Origin of the sequence: Streptomyces broussonetiae (genome assembly GCF_009796285.1) — a bacterium.
GTDB lineage: Bacteria > Actinomycetota > Actinomycetes > Streptomycetales > Streptomycetaceae > Streptomyces > Streptomyces broussonetiae.
Map to the genome: position 1 here is coordinate 7525987 of NZ_CP047020.1, position 16375 is coordinate 7542361.

At 73.3% G+C, this 16375-nt stretch carries 17 protein-coding genes; 12 read left to right on the plus strand and 5 right to left on the minus strand.

The window, feature by feature from the left end; genetic code table 11:
* Positions 1 to 38: 38 nt before the first annotated feature.
* Together GQF42_RS34560 and GQF42_RS34565 are read right to left on the minus strand one after the other, a co-directional pair.
* Positions 39 to 455: a DUF6233 domain-containing protein gene (locus tag GQF42_RS34560; protein ID WP_158926536.1), complete on the minus strand. Its 417-nt coding sequence runs from the start codon at positions 453 to 455 to the stop codon at positions 39 to 41.
* Positions 456 to 488: 33 nt separating this feature from the next.
* Positions 489 to 698, minus strand: coding sequence for a hypothetical protein (locus GQF42_RS34565; RefSeq protein ID WP_158926538.1), 210 nt, complete (start codon positions 696 to 698; stop codon positions 489 to 491).
* Positions 699 to 867: 169 nt separating this feature from the next.
* On the opposite strand from GQF42_RS34565, the gene GQF42_RS34570 reads away from it, so the two are divergent.
* On the plus strand, positions 868 to 1065 hold the full coding sequence (locus GQF42_RS34570) for a hypothetical protein (RefSeq protein WP_158926540.1): 198 nt from the start codon (positions 868 to 870) through the stop codon (positions 1063 to 1065).
* A gap of 21 nt (positions 1066 to 1086) precedes the next feature.
* Here GQF42_RS34570 and GQF42_RS34575 read toward each other — a convergent pair whose 3' ends face one another.
* Both GQF42_RS34575 and GQF42_RS34580 read right to left on the minus strand, forming a co-directional pair.
* Entirely contained in the window at positions 1087 to 1809 is a 723-nt protein-coding gene (locus GQF42_RS34575; protein ID WP_158926542.1) for a dienelactone hydrolase family protein, read from the minus strand.
* Between the two features lie 322 nt (positions 1810 to 2131).
* Positions 2132 to 2677, minus strand: a complete 546-nt coding sequence (locus GQF42_RS34580) for a hypothetical protein (protein ID WP_158926544.1) — start codon at positions 2675 to 2677, stop codon at positions 2132 to 2134.
* A gap of 524 nt (positions 2678 to 3201) precedes the next feature.
* Between GQF42_RS34580 and GQF42_RS34585 the strand changes: the two genes are divergently transcribed.
* The 10 genes from GQF42_RS34585 (at position 3202) to GQF42_RS34630 (ending at position 13714) form a co-directional block, all read left to right on the plus strand.
* Positions 3202 to 4386, plus strand: coding sequence for a sensor histidine kinase (locus GQF42_RS34585; RefSeq protein WP_158926546.1), 1185 nt, complete (start codon positions 3202 to 3204; stop codon positions 4384 to 4386).
* Positions 4383 to 5063 carry a response regulator transcription factor gene (locus GQF42_RS34590; RefSeq protein WP_158926548.1) on the plus strand — a complete coding sequence of 227 codons (681 nt, stop codon included), beginning with the start codon at positions 4383 to 4385 and terminating at the stop codon, positions 5061 to 5063. Before GQF42_RS34585 ends, GQF42_RS34590 begins: the two co-directional genes overlap by 4 nt.
* A 20-nt stretch (positions 5064 to 5083) precedes the next feature.
* Positions 5084 to 5446, plus strand: a complete 363-nt coding sequence (locus GQF42_RS34595) for a hypothetical protein (protein WP_158926550.1) — start codon at positions 5084 to 5086, stop codon at positions 5444 to 5446.
* Positions 5447 to 5663: 217 nt separating this feature from the next.
* The gene (locus tag GQF42_RS34600; RefSeq protein ID WP_158926552.1) at positions 5664 to 5825 is read left to right on the plus strand and encodes a hypothetical protein; all 162 of its coding nucleotides are present in this window, start codon (positions 5664 to 5666) and stop codon (positions 5823 to 5825) included.
* A gap of 94 nt (positions 5826 to 5919) precedes the next feature.
* Positions 5920 to 6753, plus strand: coding sequence for a M55 family metallopeptidase (locus tag GQF42_RS34605; RefSeq protein WP_158926554.1), 834 nt, complete (start codon positions 5920 to 5922; stop codon positions 6751 to 6753).
* Complete coding sequence (locus GQF42_RS34610; RefSeq protein WP_158926556.1) at positions 6746 to 8062, plus strand: M20/M25/M40 family metallo-hydrolase; 1317 nt, start codon at positions 6746 to 6748, stop codon at positions 8060 to 8062. The genes GQF42_RS34605 and GQF42_RS34610 overlap by 8 nt, the downstream gene beginning before the upstream one ends.
* Positions 8063 to 8084: 22 nt before the next feature.
* The gene (locus GQF42_RS34615; RefSeq protein ID WP_158926558.1) at positions 8085 to 10037 is read left to right on the plus strand and encodes a S9 family peptidase; all 1953 of its coding nucleotides are present in this window, start codon (positions 8085 to 8087) and stop codon (positions 10035 to 10037) included.
* Positions 10034 to 10957 (plus strand): S66 peptidase family protein, encoded by a 924-nt coding sequence (locus tag GQF42_RS34620; RefSeq protein ID WP_158926560.1) that lies wholly within the window; start codon positions 10034 to 10036, stop codon positions 10955 to 10957. Before GQF42_RS34615 ends, GQF42_RS34620 begins: the two co-directional genes overlap by 4 nt.
* A gap of 157 nt (positions 10958 to 11114) precedes the next feature.
* Positions 11115 to 11666 (plus strand): GNAT family N-acetyltransferase, encoded by a 552-nt coding sequence (locus GQF42_RS34625; RefSeq protein WP_158926563.1) that lies wholly within the window; start codon positions 11115 to 11117, stop codon positions 11664 to 11666.
* Between the two features lie 86 nt (positions 11667 to 11752).
* Positions 11753 to 13714, plus strand: coding sequence for a DUF5107 domain-containing protein (locus tag GQF42_RS34630; RefSeq protein WP_158926565.1), 1962 nt, complete (start codon positions 11753 to 11755; stop codon positions 13712 to 13714).
* Between the two features lie 75 nt (positions 13715 to 13789).
* On the opposite strand, the gene GQF42_RS34635 is transcribed toward GQF42_RS34630, so the two are convergent.
* Positions 13790 to 14140: a VOC family protein gene (locus tag GQF42_RS34635; RefSeq protein WP_158926567.1), complete on the minus strand. Its 351-nt coding sequence runs from the start codon at positions 14138 to 14140 to the stop codon at positions 13790 to 13792.
* A 209-nt stretch (positions 14141 to 14349) separates the two neighbouring features.
* Here GQF42_RS34635 and GQF42_RS34640 point away from each other — a divergent pair, with 209 nt between their 5' ends.
* The gene (locus GQF42_RS34640; protein ID WP_158926569.1) at positions 14350 to 16197 is read left to right on the plus strand and encodes a transketolase; all 1848 of its coding nucleotides are present in this window, start codon (positions 14350 to 14352) and stop codon (positions 16195 to 16197) included.
* The last annotated feature ends 178 nt before the right edge of the window (positions 16198 to 16375 follow it).

The window sequence follows — 16375 nt, forward strand, 5'->3', positions numbered from 1 at the left end:
ATGTGGCCGAGGGCACCTCGTGGACGGTCGGCGGGTGCTCACGCCAGGTCGGTGCCCAGTTCGGTGTCGGGCCGGCAGAACGTGCACGGCTCGACGGTCGGGTCGGTGAGCGCGGCGCGCGCCTCGTCGGCCCTGATGCGGTGGGGCGTGCCCTGGATCATCGTGCAGTCGGCCAGGTGAATGAGGGCAGGCTCGGGCCCGGTCGGCGTGCGCTTCTGCTGGACGACGTAACCGGTCCGCACGCGCGGCGGCGTGAGGCCGGGCAGCGGACCGTTGCCCTTCCCCTGGCGCCTCGGCCGTTGCCGCGCCGGGCGTTCCGCCTCGGCGAGGGCGGCCAGCACGGTGTCGCGCTGGATCCGGAGGTAGGTGGCGAGGGTCTCGTTCTCGGCGAGCCGCTCGTCGAGGTAGCCCAGGATCGCCCGCAGCCGGCGCGGGTCAGGCGGCAGCAGGGACATGGCGCACACCGTCCCCGGGCGGGATGGAGCCGCTCACCGTCGGCTCCGTCCACCCCACCGCGGGGCGAACAGCGCCGCCCGAGCCGCCGTCCGGCGTCCTTGCCAGTACGGGTGGAACAGGACCTGCGACGACAGACGGGTCAGCCGTCGCCGCAGCGCCGTGCCCGGACGCGCGGCGAGCCGGAGGTAGACCGCGTGCCACTCCTCTTGTGCTCGGGCGAGGTCGTCGGGAATCTGTCGCATGGCCGGATTCAATCACGTGTTCGATTTTTGGTGCGAGCGCCGGGCCTCGGTGTGATGCCCGGCGACAGTTGGCCATGCGCAACGACAGTCGGCCACCGAGGTCCTGTCCACCGAGGTCAGCCGGACCATCGAGCCCGGTGACGGCCTGCGCGGGACGCCGAACGCCGCGATGCGTACCGCCTGCCTCGCGGCGCGGGCCCGGCTGATGGAGGAGCCGGTGGACGAGCGCCGCCCCGACCGGCCGGTACCGCCGACAGCCGGTACCGCCGCGACCGGGGCGGTCGTGCATCTGCCGGCCACCGCCATCGAGGAGGGCCGGAGCCTGTCCTCGACGACGGCATCATGGCCGACACCGCCTACCGTCTGATGACGGCCTGGCGGCCCGGCCTCACTTCAGGTGCCGGCCGAAGAACCGGTCCCCGTCCTCGACCTCGAACCACGGGGTACCGGTGTGCCCGCCCAGATTGGCGTGCAGCGTCTTCGCCCTGCTGCCGAAGGCGTCGAACAGGTCCAGGGCCCGCTGCCGCGGGTTGCCTTCGTCGTCCCACTGCAGCAGGAACAGCAGGGGAATGGTGAGTTGTCGGGCCTCCTCGCGCTGGGCGAGGGGCACGTACCCCCCGGCGAAGAAACCGGCGGCCACGACGCGCGGCTCGACCACCGCCAGCCGGATGCCGACCGCGGTCCACCCCGAGTACCCGACCGGGCCGCCGATCTCGGACAGTGAAAGAAGGGCATCCAGGGTGGTCCGCCATTCCGGGACCACCTTTTCGACCAGCGGGCCGATGAAGGACTCGAAGATCTCGTCGGCCGGCTCACCGGCCTGCATCGCCCGGCGGATGTCGGCGCGGGCCTGCTCGTCGGCGGCTGAACGGGGCCGGTCACCGCATCCGGCGGCGTCGATGGTGGCCACCGCGTAGCCGTACGCCGCCGATTGCCGGGCCCGGGCCACCAGCCGGGCTTCCCTCTTGGGCAGGCCGTTGTTGTGGGCCATGAGGATCAGCGGGGCCGGTGCGGCGGATTCAGGCGTCCACAGGGTGCCGGGGATCTCACCGAGGGTGAATTCACGTTCGAGGACGCCGCTGTCGAGGCGCTGTTCGGAAGTGAAGTGCATGGTCGTACCTTTCGGGAGTGCTCTGGAACGGCGCTCCCGGACGACCTATCGCCCGACCGTGACCCCGGAGGGGAGCACCCATGTATTCACTGTGTTCACGGGTACCACCTCCTCGATCTCTCGCACGGCCGCTGGGAATCTAGCAGTGACGCCGTGGCCCGCCAACGGGTTTTCTCCGTCACCCGGAGGGGTTCGCGCTGCTCGCCGGATCCACAGCCGGCACCCACCCCGCCCGTGAGGTCCGGTCGGCCTGTTTCGCACGACGGGACCGCCGTCCCACACGCTGGTGGCATCGGCGGTCCGGCTTCGGTGCCGTGAGGCATCAGGCCGCGTTGTACTGCTGGGTGGGCGCTGCGGCGGTGTGGGTGAGGTGGGCGCGGGTGGCGCGGGTGGACTTGGCGAGGAGTGCGGCGGTGCGGGCGACCAGCATGCCGATGGCCAGGAAGATCAGTGCGTCGGTGAGGGCGTCGCCGGTGATGTGGTGGGTGAACATCCAGCGGCCGAGCTGGTCGGGGAAGACGTGCACGGAGGCGTACGCGAACAGCAGCCGGGCGCCGATGACCACGGCCCACAGCGCGGCGTAGGGGGCCCGGCCGGTGGAGAACGAGGCCCGGCGGCCTTCGTCGTAGCGGACCTTGAGCAGGGCGGCGGCCAGCAGGCCGAGCAGCAGGCCGGCGGCCAGGCCGATGGTCTCCAGGGTGAGACCGTTGCCGTGGGTGGCGATGTTCTTGGCGAAGACCGGTACGACCGCCACGGCAAGCAGGATCGGGCGGGCGAGGCGGATCCAGGCGATCTTCTTGTAGCCGAGGTCGGCGTGGAGCACGGTGGCCAGGACGGCGAGGTTGACGATCCAGACGCTGGCGTTCATGGCGGGTCCTTCGCAGTGTGGTGGTGCCGGGGACGGGCTGACGTCTTCGAAGCTACGAGCGGGGGTGGGCCCGGCTCGTCGGTCTGCGGGTGGGTGCCGGGTGGAGGCCGGGTTGATGCCGCTGAGCTGTGCGAAATGCCCTCTCGGTTGCGGGGTGGCGCATAGGCGGGCGCCCAGAGGAGCAGATGCCCGGGGCGCTTGGCGTGGTGGCCCGAGGGCGGTCACTCACCCACGGGAGGCGAGGCGCTTGACGAGGCGGACGACGAGACCGTTCGGCATGGCCGAACTCGCCTTCGGGGTACGGTGGTTGGTAGGAGGCGGCGCAGGAGGAGAACGCTCCGACCGAGCCTGCGGCAACCGGGTCCGGGGGGCTGAAGGCCTCCGCGCCGGGCGGTGCCCCTGTGGCCCGGCACCAGCACGGATGGCATCGGTGCGGGGCGCGGTAGGGTCCGTTCATCGCGTCCGGCCCACCCCGAGTACTGTCCGGCCCGGCCGGCGCTCGCCTGCCTGATCCGGGAGCCTGCATGCCCGCCGTCGTCCCAGCGCTCCGCGACCGGTCCGCCTATCTGTGGGGCATCCGCGTCATGCGGCTCGCCGGTCTGGCGGCCCTGTTCTTCTCCACCGTGCATGCTCGTCCACCCGCCGGCTGGCACGGCCGGGGACCGGCGATCTCCTGCGCGCTGGGGGTGATGGCGGCCGGGTGGCTGCTGTGGATCGCCGCGGAGCACCGGCCGCGGCTGCTGACCGTGTCCCTGGCCGCGACGGCGCTGGGCGGGGGTGCCCTGGGCGGACTGTCCCCGCACTCGGTCGGCATCGCCGCGGCGGCCGTGGCGGCGCTGGTGGCGGCGGCGGCCCTGACCCCCGAGACGTCCATCGCGATCGCCGTGGCCGCCTCACTCGCCCTCGCCGTGACCACCATCGTGGTCGGTGGCGGTACGGCGGTGATGCTCGGCTACCTGGTGCTGGTCGGGGCCGGTCTGGGTATGGGCTTCATCCGTCTCGGCCAGATCCAGCGCGCCGAGCAGGCCGAGGCGCTGCTGGAACAGACCCGCCGCGCCCAGCAGGCCGAGGCCCAGGCCGCCGTCCTGCACGAGCGCACCCGGATCGCCCGCGAGATCCACGACATCCTCGCCCACTCCCTCGGCGCCCTGTCCATGCAACTCGAAGCCGCGCAGGCGCTGTTGCAGGCAAGCCCGGCAACCGGCGAGGACCCCGCCCTGGGCAAGGCCCTCGGATGCGTCGGCCGGGCCGGTGACCTCGCCCGCACGGGCCTGACCGAGACCCGCCGCGCCGTCCACGCCCTGCGCGAGGACAGCGTGCTTCTGCCCGAGTTGCTGGCCCGCCTGGCCACCGGGCCCGAGCAGGACGACACCGCCCCCGCCGTGCGCCTCCAGGTCGCGGGGACCGTCCGCCGCCTGGAGCCGGACGCCACCCTCGCCGTGCTGCGTACCGCGCAGGAGGCGGTCACCAACGCGGCCAAACACGCCCCTGGCCAACCTGTCACGCTCACCCTCGTCTACACCGAGGACCACACCACGCTCACCGCTTCCAACCCGCTGTCCGACGCCGCCGCTCCCCGGCCCCTCGGCGCCAGCGGAGCCGGCTACGGACTGACCGGGCTGCGCGAACGCGCCCTGCTGGCAGGCGGCACCCTTCACACCGAAGTCGTGGACAACACCTGGCAGGTGTGCGTCACAATTCCCGCGTGACCGGTACCACGCCCCCGATCAGGGTCCTCGTCGCCGACGACCAAGCCGCCGTCCGGGAAGGACTGGCGCTGCTGCTGGGCACGCTCCCGGGCATCGAGGTCGTCGGCCAGGCCGAGGACGGCAACGCCGCCGCCGCGCTGGCCCGCGACCTCCAACCGGACGTGGTGCTGATGGACCTCAACATGCCGCACTGCGACGGCATCGACGCCACCACCCGCATCCTCACCGACCACCCGGACATCCGGGTCGTGGTGCTGACCACCTACGAGGACGACACGTCCATCCTCGGCGCCCTGCAGGCCGGCGCCCTCGGCTACCTGACCAAGGCCGCCACCCGCGCCGACATCGAACGCGCCGTCAAAGCCGCCGCCGCGGGCCAGGCCGTCCTCGACCCCGCCGCCCAGCGCACCCTGCTCGCCGCCGCCACCGGCATACCCGCCCCGGCCACACCCACCGACTCCGCCCCGGACGATCTCACCGCCCGCGAGGCGGACGTACTGCGACTGATCGCCGAAGGACGCTCCAACCGGGAGATCGCCCGCAGGCTCGTCGTCAGCGAAGCCACCGTCAAGACTCACATCAACCGCATCTTCGCCAAGACCGGAAGCCGCGACCGGGCCCAGGCCATCCGCTACGCCTACACCCACGGCTACGCCGAGCCCGGAACGAGTACGTGACCACCCACCGGACGACACCCGTGGCGACGACTCGCTCAGGGCTCCCACGCCGGCTCGGACCGCTCTACCTGACGCCGAGCGCGATCCTGTCGTCCTGGATCGTCCACCTCTGCGACTGCCTGCCGGGGCGACACCTGTCCGAGCGCTACCGCATGGCCCGGGTCGGCTTCGACGTCTTCCTCCTCGGCCAACTCGCGCGTACCGGCGCCTACGCCCTGCGTCCCCGCCGGCGCGACCGTGTCCCTCCCCACGCCGCCGCGAGCACCGCCATGCTCTGCCTCGACGCATGGTTCGACGTCACCACCAGCACCCGGCACGACTTGCCGCTCTCCCTCCTCCTCGCCGGCCTGTGCTGGTGGCCGGCCTCCCGCCCTCGCACCTGAGCACCCCGGCCGACACCAGTCAGGCCGTCCGCGCCGGGCGCCCCGGACCCTGGGCGGAGCCACCCACCGCCACGCACGCCATGGTCGCGTCCGTCTCCACCCGGTCCCCACCCGGAGTACAACCACGCGCCGACGCCCGGCGCACCCTCCGGTCCCTAGCGTGAAGGACGTCCAAGGAAACGCCCACCAGCGATGACAGCAAACCGGAGGCCCTGACATGTTCCTCGCCCACTACATCGCCGGATGGACCGGCATCCCCACCGGGATCGTCATCGCGGCCCTGTTCATCCTCCGCAAGCGCGGCACGGAACTGCGTGCCCGTCGGACGCAGGCTCGCCGGTCCACCGCACCTGTCCGGCCGCAGAGGCCCGTCCGTTGACAGCTCCGGAGCCGGGTCGATCCGAGACCACCCGGTCTCTGCCTCCTCCCCGCCTCGTAGGAAGTTCCCTCGTCGGCGCGTAACGTGAAGCAGCATGAAGATCCTCATCAGTGCCGACATGGAGGGGGCCACGGGCGTCACGTGGCCGGGTGACGTGCTGCCGGGGACACCGCAGTGGGAGCGGTGCCGGTCGATGTTCACCTCCGACGTGAACGCCGCCGCGCAGGGCTTCTTCGACGGCGGCGCCGACCAGGTGCTCGTCAACGAGGCCCACTGGTCCATGCGCAACCTGCTGCTGGAGCGCCTCGACGACCGGGTCGAGATGCTCACCGGACGGCACAAGACACTGTCCATGGTGGAGGGCGTCCAGCACGGCGACGTCGACGGCATCGCCTTCGTCGGCTACCACACGGGCGCCGGTATGGAGGGCGTCCTCGCCCACACCTACCTCGCCAACCAGATCACCGGGGTGTGGCTCAACGACGTCCGCGCCAGCGAGGGTCTGCTCAACGCCCATGTCGTCGCCGAGTACGGCGTGCCCGTCGTCCTGGTCACCGGCGACGACCTCGCCTGCGAGGACGCCCTCGGCTATGCGCCCGAGGCGCTCAAGGTCGCCGTCAAGGACCATGTGTCCCGCTATGCGGCGGTGTGCCGGACCCCGGCCCGCACCGCCGCCGAGATCCGCGCCGCCGCCAAGGAGGCCGCACGCCTGGCGGTCCGTCAGGAGCCGGTCCAGGCCGGTCCGTTCACGGTCGCGGTCGAGTTCGACGCCGAGCACCTGGCGATGGCCGCCACCGTCGTCCCCGGGGTCGCGCACATCGGGGAGCGGAAGGTGACGTACACCGGCGCCACCATGTACGAGGCCATCCGGACGTTCAAGGCGGTCACCACGATCGTGTCCGCCGCCGTGGAGGAGCAGTATGGCTGAGCAGCAGGCGGACGACCTGGCCCTGGCCGAGGTCGTGGAGTTCACCTCCGGCCTGATCCGGATCGACACCACCAACCGGGGCGGCGGCGACTGCCGGGAGCGGCCGGCCGCCGAGTACGCCGCCGAGCGGCTGGCCGGCGCAGGCCTCGAGCCGCTGCTGCTGGAACGCACACCGGGCCGTACCAACGTCGTCGCCCGGATCGAGGGCACCGACCCCTCCGCCGACGCGCTGCTCGTCCACGGTCACCTCGACGTGGTGCCCGCCGAGGCCGCCGACTGGAGCGTGCACCCGTTCTCCGGGGAGGTCCGCGACGGGGTGGTCTGGGGGCGCGGCGCCGTCGACATGAAGAACATGGACGCGATGATCCTCGCGGTCGTGCGCGGCTGGGCCCGCCAGGGCGTACGACCCCGCCGGGACATCGTCATCGCCTTCACCGCCGACGAGGAGGCCAGCGCCGAGGACGGCTCCGGGTTCCTCGCCGACCGCCACCCCGAACTGTTCGAGGGCTGCACCGAGGGCATCAGCGAGTCCGGTGCCTTCACCTTCCACGACGGCGCGGGCAGAGGGATCTACCCGATCGGGGCGGGCGAGCGCGGCACCGCCTGGCTGAAGCTCACCGCGCGCGGCCGGGCCGGACACGGCTCCAAGGTGAACGACGAGAACGCGGTCACCCGGCTCGCCGCCGCCGTCACCCGCATCGGCGAGCACACCTGGCCGCTGCGCCTCACCCCGACCGTGCGGGCCGCTCTCACCGAACTCGCCGCCCTGTACGGCATCGAGCCCGACTTCCGGGACGTGGACATGCTGCTGGACAAGCTCGGCCCGGCGGCGAAGCTGGTGGAGGCGACCGTCCGCAACAGCGCCAACCCGACCATGCTGAACGCCGGTTACAAGGTCAACGTCATCCCCGGCGAGGCAGTCGCCCATGTCGACGGACGGTATCTGCCGGGTGGCGAGGAGGAGTTCGCCGCCACCCTCGACGAGTTGACCGGCCCTGATGTCAGCTGGGAGTTCGCCCACCGGGAGGTGGCCCTGCAGGCGCCCGTGGACTCGCCGACCTTCGCGCGGATGCGGGCCGCCGTCGAGGAGTTCGCTCCGGAGGGGCATGTGGTGCCGTACTGCATGTCGGGCGGCACCGATGCCAAGCAGTTCTCCCGGCTCGGCATCACCGGCTACGGTTTCACCCCGTTGAAGCTGCCCGAGGACCTCGACTACCAGGCCCTGTTCCACGGCGTGGACGAGCGGGTGCCCGTCGAGGCACTGCACTTCGGCGTCCGCGTCCTCGACCGCCTGCTGCGCACGGTCTAGCCCCGAGAACGGAGGGTGCACGGTGCTGACCTCGCCGTACGGCACATGGCCGTCACCCGTCGACGCGGCGCTGGCCGCCGCGCACGACGGGCGGCCGGAGTGGGTGGGCTTCGTCGGGGACGAGGTGTGGTGGACCGAGCCCCGGCCGGCCGAGGGCGGCCGCCGGGCCCTGGTGCGCCGCACGGCCGAGGGCACGGAGGAGACCGTGCTGCCCGCGCCCTGGCACGTGCGCAACCGGGTCGTCGAGTACGGCGGCTGCCCCTGGACGGGGGCGATGGACGCGGGCCGGCCGCTGGTCGTCTTCACGCACTTCGCCGACCAGCGGATGTACCGGTACGAGCCCGGCGGCGAGCCGCTTGCGCTGACCCCGCCCTCCCTGGTGGGCGCGGGACTGCGCTGGGCGGACCCGCACCTGGACCTCGACCGCGGCGAGGTGTGGTGCGTCCTGGAGGAGTTCACCGGGGACGGCCCCGGCGACGTACGGCGCGTGCTCGCCGCCGTACCGCTGGACGGATCCGCCGCCGAGGACCGCTCGGCGGTGCGCGAACTCACCGACGGACGGCACCGGTTCGTCACCGGCCCGCGCCTGTCACCCGACGGCCGCCGCGCCGCGTGGCTCGCCTGGGACCATCCACGGATGCCGTGGGACGGCACGGAACTTCTCGTCGCCGAGATCGGAGCCGACGGCGTACTGCATGGCGTCCACACGGTCGCCGGCGGACCGCGTGAGGCGATCGCACAGGCCGACTGGTCCGCGGACGGCAGTCTTCTGTACACGAGCGACCGCAGCGGCTGGTGGAACCTGTACCGCGACGGCACCCCGCTGTGCCCGCGCGAGGAGGAGTTCGCCGGCCCGCTGTGGCGCCCGGGTCTGCGCTGGTTCGCGCCGCTGGACAGCGGGCTGATCGCGGTCGTCCACGGCAGGGGGTCGACCATGCTCGGCATACTGGATCCGGAGTCCGGTGAGATCGGCGACGCCGTCGGACCCTGGACCGAGTTCGCGCCCACGCTCGCCGCCCGCGGCGGCCGGGCCGTCGCGGTCGGCGCCGGCCCGCGCACCGGCTACGAAGTGGTCGAACTGGACACCGTCACCGGCCGGACCCGCGCCATCGGTGCCCGGCACCGCGACGCCGTCGACCCCGCCTACTACCCCGAGCCGCGGATCCGTACCTTCCCCGGACCCGACGGCCGCGAGGTGCACGCCCACGTCTACCCGCCGCACCACCCCACGTGCACCGCGTCCGACGGCGAGGCGCCCCCTTACGTCATCTGGGCGCACGGCGGACCCACCGACCGGGTGCCGCTCGTACTGGACCTGGCGATCGCCTATTTCACCTCGCGGGGCATCGGGGTCGCCGAGGTGAACTACGGCGGCTCCACCGGCTACGGCCGCGCCTACCGTGAGCGGCTGCGCGAGCAGTGGGGCGTGGTCGACGTCGAGGACTGCGCGGCCGTCGCCCGCGCCCTCGCCGAGGAGGGCACCGCCGACCCGGACCGGCTCGCCATCCGCGGCGGCAGCGCGGGCGGCTGGACCGCCGCCGCCTCCCTGACCACCACCGACGTCTACGCCTGCGGCACCATCGTCTACCCGATCCTGGACCTCGCCACCTGGGGCCCCGGCGATACCCACGACTTCGAGTCCCGCTACCTCGAATCGCTGATCGGACCGTTCACCGAGGTGCCCGCCCGGTACGCCGAGCGCTCGCCCACCAGCCACGCCGACCGGCTCACCGCACCGTTCCTGCTGCTCCAGGGCCTGGACGACGTGATCTGCCCGCCCGCCCAGAGCGAGCGCTTCCTCGCCCGGATCGCCGGCCGGGACGTGCCGCACGCCCACCTCACCTTCGCGGGGGAGGGGCACGGGTTCCGGAGGGCCGAGACGATGGTGCGTGCATTGGAGGCCGAGCTGTCCTTGTACGCTCAGGTGTTCGGACTGGACGTGCCCGGCGTCCCGAGACTGGAGCTGCACCCGTGAAGGAACTGACCCGGCCGGAGCGACTGGCCCCCGGCGCGCGGGTGGCGGTCGTCGCCACCAGCGGACCGGTGCCCGAGGAGCGGCTCCAGGCCGGGCTCGACGTACTGCGCGGCTGGGACCTCGACCCGGTCGCTGCACCCCATGTCCTGGACCGGCACGCCGAGTTCGGGTATCTGGCCGGTGCGGACGCCGACCGCGCGGCCGACCTGCAGAACGCCTGGTGCGACCCGTCGGTGGACGCGGTGCTGTGCGCCCGCGGCGGGTACGGGGCGCAGCGCATGATCGACCTGCTGGACTGGGAGGCGATGCGGGCGGCCGGCCCGAAGGTCTTCGTCGGCTTCAGCGACACCACCGTCCTGCACGAGGCCTTCGCAACCCGACTCGGCCTCGCCACGCTGTACGGGCCGATGGCGGCCGGCATCGACTTCATCAAGAACGCCCGGGCCCAGGACCATCTGCGGGCCACCCTCCTCGCCCCGGAGACCGTCCGCACCATCGCCTCCGGCGGTACGGCCCTGGTGCCCGGCCGGGCCCGTGGGATCACCCTCGGCGGCTGCCTGGCCCTGCTCGCCGCGGAACGCGGCGCACCGCACGCACGTCCTTCGGCCGCCGGCGGACTGCTGTGCCTGGAGGACGTCGGCGAGAGGACGTACCGGCTGGACCGCTACCTCACCCAACTCCTGCGTGCCGGCTGGCTGGAGGGTGTGCGCGGGGTGCTGCTCGGCTCCTGGGAGGACTGCTCCGACCACGCCGGGATACGCCCCCTGCTGGCCGACCGGCTCGGCGGGCTCGGCGTGCCGGTGGTGGAGGAGTTCGGCTTCGGTCACTGCGCGGGCGCGCTGACCATCCCCTTCGGTGTGGCGGCCGAACTGGACGCGGACACCGTCACCTTGACCCTGGACGAGCCCGCCCTGCGCTGACCTGCCCGCACCCTCACCTGTGGCCTCACAGGCCGCCTCGGGACCCGCACGCCGCGACGGCGGACCCCGGCGCCCCTCACATGCCCCCCGCGCCACCGGTGTCCTCTGCGGCGGTTTTCCGGGTGCGGCGTGCGCCGCGGCGCCGTACGCTGGCCCGATGCCGCACCCCGTACCCCGCTACCTCGCCGAGGGCCCGCGCGTGGCCATCCGCCACTTCGCCCTCGAGGACGGGCCCGAGTTCACGGCCCGCACCCGCGAGAGCAAGGACCTGCACCGGCCGTGGCTGTTCCCGCCGGACACCGAGGAGGCCTACGCCTCCTACGCCGGCCGGCTGATCAAGGACCCGACGAAGGCCGGGTTCCTGGTGTGCGCGAGGGACGGCGGGGGCATCGCCGGTTACATCAACATCAACAACATCGTCCGGGGCGGCTTCCAGTGCGGCGCGCTCGGCTACGGCGCCTTCGTCCACGCCGCCGGTCGCGGCCTGATGCGCGAGGGCCTCGACCTGGTCGTCGGCCACGCCTTCGGCCCGCTGGGCCTGCACCGGCTGGAGATCAACGCCCAGCCCGGCAACACCGCCTCCATCGCCCTCGCCCGGGGTGCCGGGTTCCGGCTGGAGGGCTTCTCGCCCGCCATGATCCACATCGACGGAGCCTGGCGCGACCACGAACGCTGGGCGCTCACCGCGGAGATGCGCGCCTCCGGCTGAACCCCGGCCGGGCAGGACCGCTTTCCGCGCCTTTGCGCAATCCTGACCAGCACCTCCCCTGGCCGTCGCACCGCACGCCGGGTTCCATGGTGATCGTGACAAGGATCCGACGTGAGGTACTGACCCTGCCCGCCGCGCAGCTGGGCCCCGACAACCCGCTGCCCCCGCTGCACCTGCTCGACGAGGTTCACCGTGTCGACGACCGGGACCTCGACGGCCTGCCCCGGGACATGGCACGGCAGCTCGCCCACGAGCCGCTCACCAGCCTGCTCCCGGTCCGGGTCCGCGACGGCTACGGCAGATCCCGCGCACCCCGCGCCCTCGACGCGCTGGTGATCGAGAACGACCGGTTGCGCGCCACCGTCCTGCCCGGCCTCGGCGGGCGCGTCGCCTCCCTGCTCCACCTGCCCACCGGACGCGAACTCCTCTACCGCAACCCGGTGTTCCAGCCCGCGAACTTCGCCCTCAACGGCGCCTGGTACTCCGGCGGCATCGAATGGAACATCGGCGCCACCGGCCACACCACCCTGTCCTGTGCGCCGTTGCACGCCGCCCGCGTCACCGCCCCCGACGGCGGCGAGATGCTGCGGCTGTGGGAGTGGGAGCGGCTGCGCGACCTGCCCTTCCAGGTCGACCTGTGGCTCCCGGACGGCTCCGACTTCCTCTACGTCGCCGTCCGCGTCCGCAACCCGCACGAGCGGCCCGCGCCGGCCTACTGGTGGTCCAACACCGCGGTACCGGAGGAGCGCAGGATCCTCGCCCCGGCCGACGAGGCCTGGCAGTTCGGCTACGAGCGCCGGCTGCGCCGGGTGCCCGTCCCGTCGTACGACGGCGTCGACCGCACCCACCCCCTCAACAGCCCCTACGCCGCCGACTACTTCTACGAGGTGCCGGACGGCCGGCGTCGCTGGATCGCCGCGGTGGACGCCGACGGGCACGGGCTGGTGCAGACCTCCACCGACACCCTGCGCGGCCGCAAACTCTTCGTATGGGGCCATCTGCCCGGCGGACGGCGCTGGCAGCAGTGGCTGACCGAACCCGGCACCGGCGGCTACTGCGAGATCCAGGCCGGCCTCGCCCGCACCCAGCTCGAACACGTCCGGCTCGAGGCCGAGAGCGAGGTGTCCTGGCTGGAGGCGTACGGACCGCTGGACACACCGGCCGACGGCGACTGGGCCCGGGCCGTGCAGGGCGCCGAGGAACGGCTGGAGACGGCTCTGCCGCCCGCCCGCGTCGAGGAGGCGTACGCCGCCTGGCAGTCGTGCGCCGACACCGAACCCGGCGAGATCCTGGCCGCCGGATCCGGCTGGGGCGCCCTCGAAGTCCTGCGCGCCGACTGGAAACTGCCCGGCACCCCGTTTGCCGAGTCCACCCTCACCGAGGCCCAGGCACCCTGGCGGGAACTGCTGCGCACCGGCTCACTGCCCGAGCCGCGCCGGGTGCGGCCGCCCGGCGAGACCCTCGTCGCCCCGCACTGGCGGGACATGCTGGAGACCGCGCCCGCCACCCCGCACACCGAGTACCACCTCGGCATCGCCCAGTGGCACGCCGGCGACCGCGCCCAGGCCGTCCGCAGCTGGGAACGCGCCCTCCAACTTGCCCCCTCCCTCTGGCCGTTGCTGCGCTGCCTGGCCGTCGCCGACCAGACCGTCGGCCATCATGAGCGGGCCGCCGAACGGTATGCGGAGGCCTTCGACGACCTGTGCCGGGAGCGCCGCGACGACGGCGAGGTATGGACCGCCGCCCTGGCCGCGCTCGGCCGCGAGACCCTCCGTGCACTGCTGCGCGCACGGCGCACGGCGGACGCCCGCGCCGTCTGGGACCGCCTGCTGCCCGCCGTCCGCGAGCGCGGCCGCTTCCGGCTGCTCCAGGCCGAGCTGCTGCTCGCCGAGGGACGGCCCGACCATGCGCGGGCCGTCTTCGACGCCGGTTTCGAGGTCGCCGACCTCAGGGAGGGGGAGGAGGCGATCGGACGGCTGTGGGCGCGCCTGACCGACGAGCCGCTGCCCGCCCGCCACGACTTCCGGATGCGCCCGGACCAGGCCTGACGCGCGGGCCTCACGGGGGCCTGCGCGGGCCTCACGCAGGCCCGGCGCCGGCCGGACCGGCCTCGGGCCGCGGCTTCAGGCCCGCTGCTGGTCCACGTACTCGAAGACGGCCCCGTCCGGATGCATCACCAGCAGACTGCGTCCGGCCGGGCTCGGCAGCGGCCCGGCGAGGATCCGCGCACCGAGGCCGGTCAGCACCTGGTGCGCCTGCGTCACGTCCTTCACCGCGATGGTCGCCGTCACCTTCCGGAGGATCTCCAACTGCGCCTCCGGCCCGCTCATCAGCAGAAAGGAACCGATCGCGGCGACCTGCACCCCGCCTTGCTCGAACCGCTGGGCTCTGCCGCCCGCCAGCCGCTCGTAGAACGGGACAGCGGCTTCGAGGTCATCGACGCAGATGCGCAGTGTGGCGCCCAGAATCTCCATGAACCCGAGCCTAGTTGGAGCCTCGCAGCGGACGCAGGGGCAGCAGACCCGAAGGGGCGCGGGGAACCGTGCACACGCGCCCCACCGGCCGGTGCCCGGCCGTGCACCGCAATGCCGTTCGGGTGACCCACGCGACGTTTGGGTGCTGCGCCCACGGATACACGGAAAACCTCCCGTGAGCCGACCCGCACAACGATCCGTGGAGAAACATGAACACCACCGAACTCGCCGAACTTGCAGCGCAGTTGCGCGTGGACAGCGTACGCGCCTCTGCCGCCGCGGGCTCCGGGCACCCGACCTCCTCGATGTCCGCCGCCGACCTGATGGCCGTCCTGCTCGCCCACCACCTGCGCTACGACTTCGAGCGCCCCGAACACCCCGCCAACGACCGCTTCGTCCTGTCCAAGGGACACGCCTCGCCCCTGCTGTACGCCGCGTACAAGGCGGCCGGCGCCGTCGAGGACGGCGAACTGCTCACCTTCCGCAAGCTCGGCAGCCGCCTGGAGGGCCACCCCACGCCCCGCCGGCTGCCCTGGGTGGAGACGGCCACCGGATCCCTCGGCCAGGGCCTGCCCGTCGGCGTCGGAATCGCGCTCGCCGGCAAGCGCCTGGACCGCACCGGCTACCGGGTGTGGGTGCTGTGCGGCGACAGCGAGCTGGCCGAGGGCTCGGTGTGGGAGGCCGCCGAACACGCCGGGTACGAGCACCTGGACAACCTGATCGCCATCGTCGACGTCAACCGGCTCGGGCAGCACGGCCCCACCCGGCACGGCCACGACCTCGACGCCTACGCCCGCCGCTTCGAGGCGTTCGGCTGGCACGCCGTGGAGACCGACGGCCACGACATCGAGAAGATCGACCAGGCCTACCGCGAGGCACAGGCCACGAGCGGGCAGCCCGTCGTGATCCTCGCCCGCACCCTCAAGGGCAAGGGTGTGGCCTCCGTCGAGGACCGCGAGGGCATGCACGGCAAGCCGCTGCCCGCGCCCGAGGAGGCCATCGCCGAACTCGGCGGCCTGCGCGACCTGCGCGTGCACGTCGGCGAGCCCCCGGCCGCCGCCGCGCTGCGCGACCGGACCACCGAGGTGGTCCGGCTGCCGCGCTACGACGAGGGCGACCGGGTCGCGACGAGGGACGCCTTCGGCGCGGCCCTCGCCGCCCTCGGCACCGCCCGCGGCGACGTCGTCGCCCTGGACGGCGAGGTCGGCGACTCCACCCGTACCGAGGAGTTCGCCAAGGCCCACCCCGAGCGCTTCTTCGAGTGCTACATCGCCGAGCAGCAGCTCGTCGCCTGCTGCGTGGGCATGGCCGCGCGCGGCTGGCTGCCGTACGCCTCGACGTTCGCCGCGTTCTTCACCCGCGCCCACGACTTCGTGCGCATGGCGTCCATCAGCGGCGCCGGGATCAATCTGGTCGGCTCGCACGCGGGCGTCGCGATCGGCCAGGACGGGCCCTCCCAGATGGGCCTGGAGGACCTGGCGATGTTCCGCGCCCTGTACGGCTCGACCGTGCTGTACCCGTGCGACGCCAACCAGACCGCCCACCTGGTCGCGGCCATGGCCGGCCTCGACGGCATCCGCTATCTGCGCACCTCGCGCGGCGCGACCCCGGTGATCTACGGCCCCGGCGAGGAGTTCCCGGTCGGCGGCAGCAAGACCCTGCGTGCCGGCGAGGAGGACCGGCTGACCGTCGTCGCGGCCGGGGTCACCGTGCCCGAGGCGCTGGCGGCGGCCGACCGGCTCGCCGAGGACGGCATCCGGGTGCGGGTGATCGACCTGTACTCCGTCAAGCCGGCCGACGCCGCCACGCTGCGCCGGGCCGCCGAGGAGACCGGGTGTCTGCTCACCGTCGAGGACCACCACCCCGAGGGCGGCCTCGGCGACGCCGTGGCGGAGGTCTTCTCCGACGGCCGTGCGGTGCCCCGGCTGGTACGGCTCGCGGTGCGCACCATGCCGGGCTCGGCCGCGCCCGACGAGCAGCTGAACGCGGCGGGCATCGACGCCGCGGGCATCGTGGACGCCGCCAGGCTGCTGCTGCAGGAGCGGGCCGTGCACTGAGCGGTCCGGCGCGCCCCGGCGCGGCCCGGCGCACGGCGGTGCGCCGGCCGGCCCGGCGAGCTGTGGCGCGTGAGCGCCCGCCGGGTCAGGCTGGAGCTGGAGCACCCGGCCGGGCGCACAGCACGGACCGAAGGCCGGGCAGGAGGCCGGGCACGAGGACGTGGCGGAGCCCGGGGAC

Bases quoted from the DNA above. Each gene is read 5' to 3' on its own strand.
- GQF42_RS34580 (WP_158926544.1), bottom strand. From the start codon at position 2,677: ATGAACGCCAGCGTCTGGATCGTCAACCTCGCCGTCCTGGCCACCGTG.
- GQF42_RS34605 (WP_158926554.1), top strand. From the start codon at position 5,920: ATGAAGATCCTCATCAGTGCCGACATGGAGGGGGCCACGGGCGTCACG.
- GQF42_RS34640 (WP_158926569.1), top strand. From the start codon at position 14,350: ATGAACACCACCGAACTCGCCGAACTTGCAGCGCAGTTGCGCGTGGAC.
- GQF42_RS34570 (WP_158926540.1), top strand. From the start codon at position 868: ATGCGTACCGCCTGCCTCGCGGCGCGGGCCCGGCTGATGGAGGAGCCG.
- GQF42_RS34585 (WP_158926546.1), top strand. From the start codon at position 3,202: ATGCCCGCCGTCGTCCCAGCGCTCCGCGACCGGTCCGCCTATCTGTGG.
- GQF42_RS34635 (WP_158926567.1), bottom strand. From the start codon at position 14,140: ATGGAGATTCTGGGCGCCACACTGCGCATCTGCGTCGATGACCTCGAA.
- GQF42_RS34565 (WP_158926538.1), bottom strand. From the start codon at position 698: ATGCGACAGATTCCCGACGACCTCGCCCGAGCACAAGAGGAGTGGCAC.
- GQF42_RS34630 (WP_158926565.1), top strand. From the start codon at position 11,753: ATGGTGATCGTGACAAGGATCCGACGTGAGGTACTGACCCTGCCCGCC.
- GQF42_RS34610 (WP_158926556.1), top strand. From the start codon at position 6,746: ATGGCTGAGCAGCAGGCGGACGACCTGGCCCTGGCCGAGGTCGTGGAG.
- GQF42_RS34625 (WP_158926563.1), top strand. From the start codon at position 11,115: ATGCCGCACCCCGTACCCCGCTACCTCGCCGAGGGCCCGCGCGTGGCC.
- GQF42_RS34600 (WP_158926552.1), top strand. From the start codon at position 5,664: ATGTTCCTCGCCCACTACATCGCCGGATGGACCGGCATCCCCACCGGG.
- GQF42_RS34560 (WP_158926536.1), bottom strand. From the start codon at position 455: ATGTCCCTGCTGCCGCCTGACCCGCGCCGGCTGCGGGCGATCCTGGGC.
- GQF42_RS34575 (WP_158926542.1), bottom strand. From the start codon at position 1,809: ATGCACTTCACTTCCGAACAGCGCCTCGACAGCGGCGTCCTCGAACGT.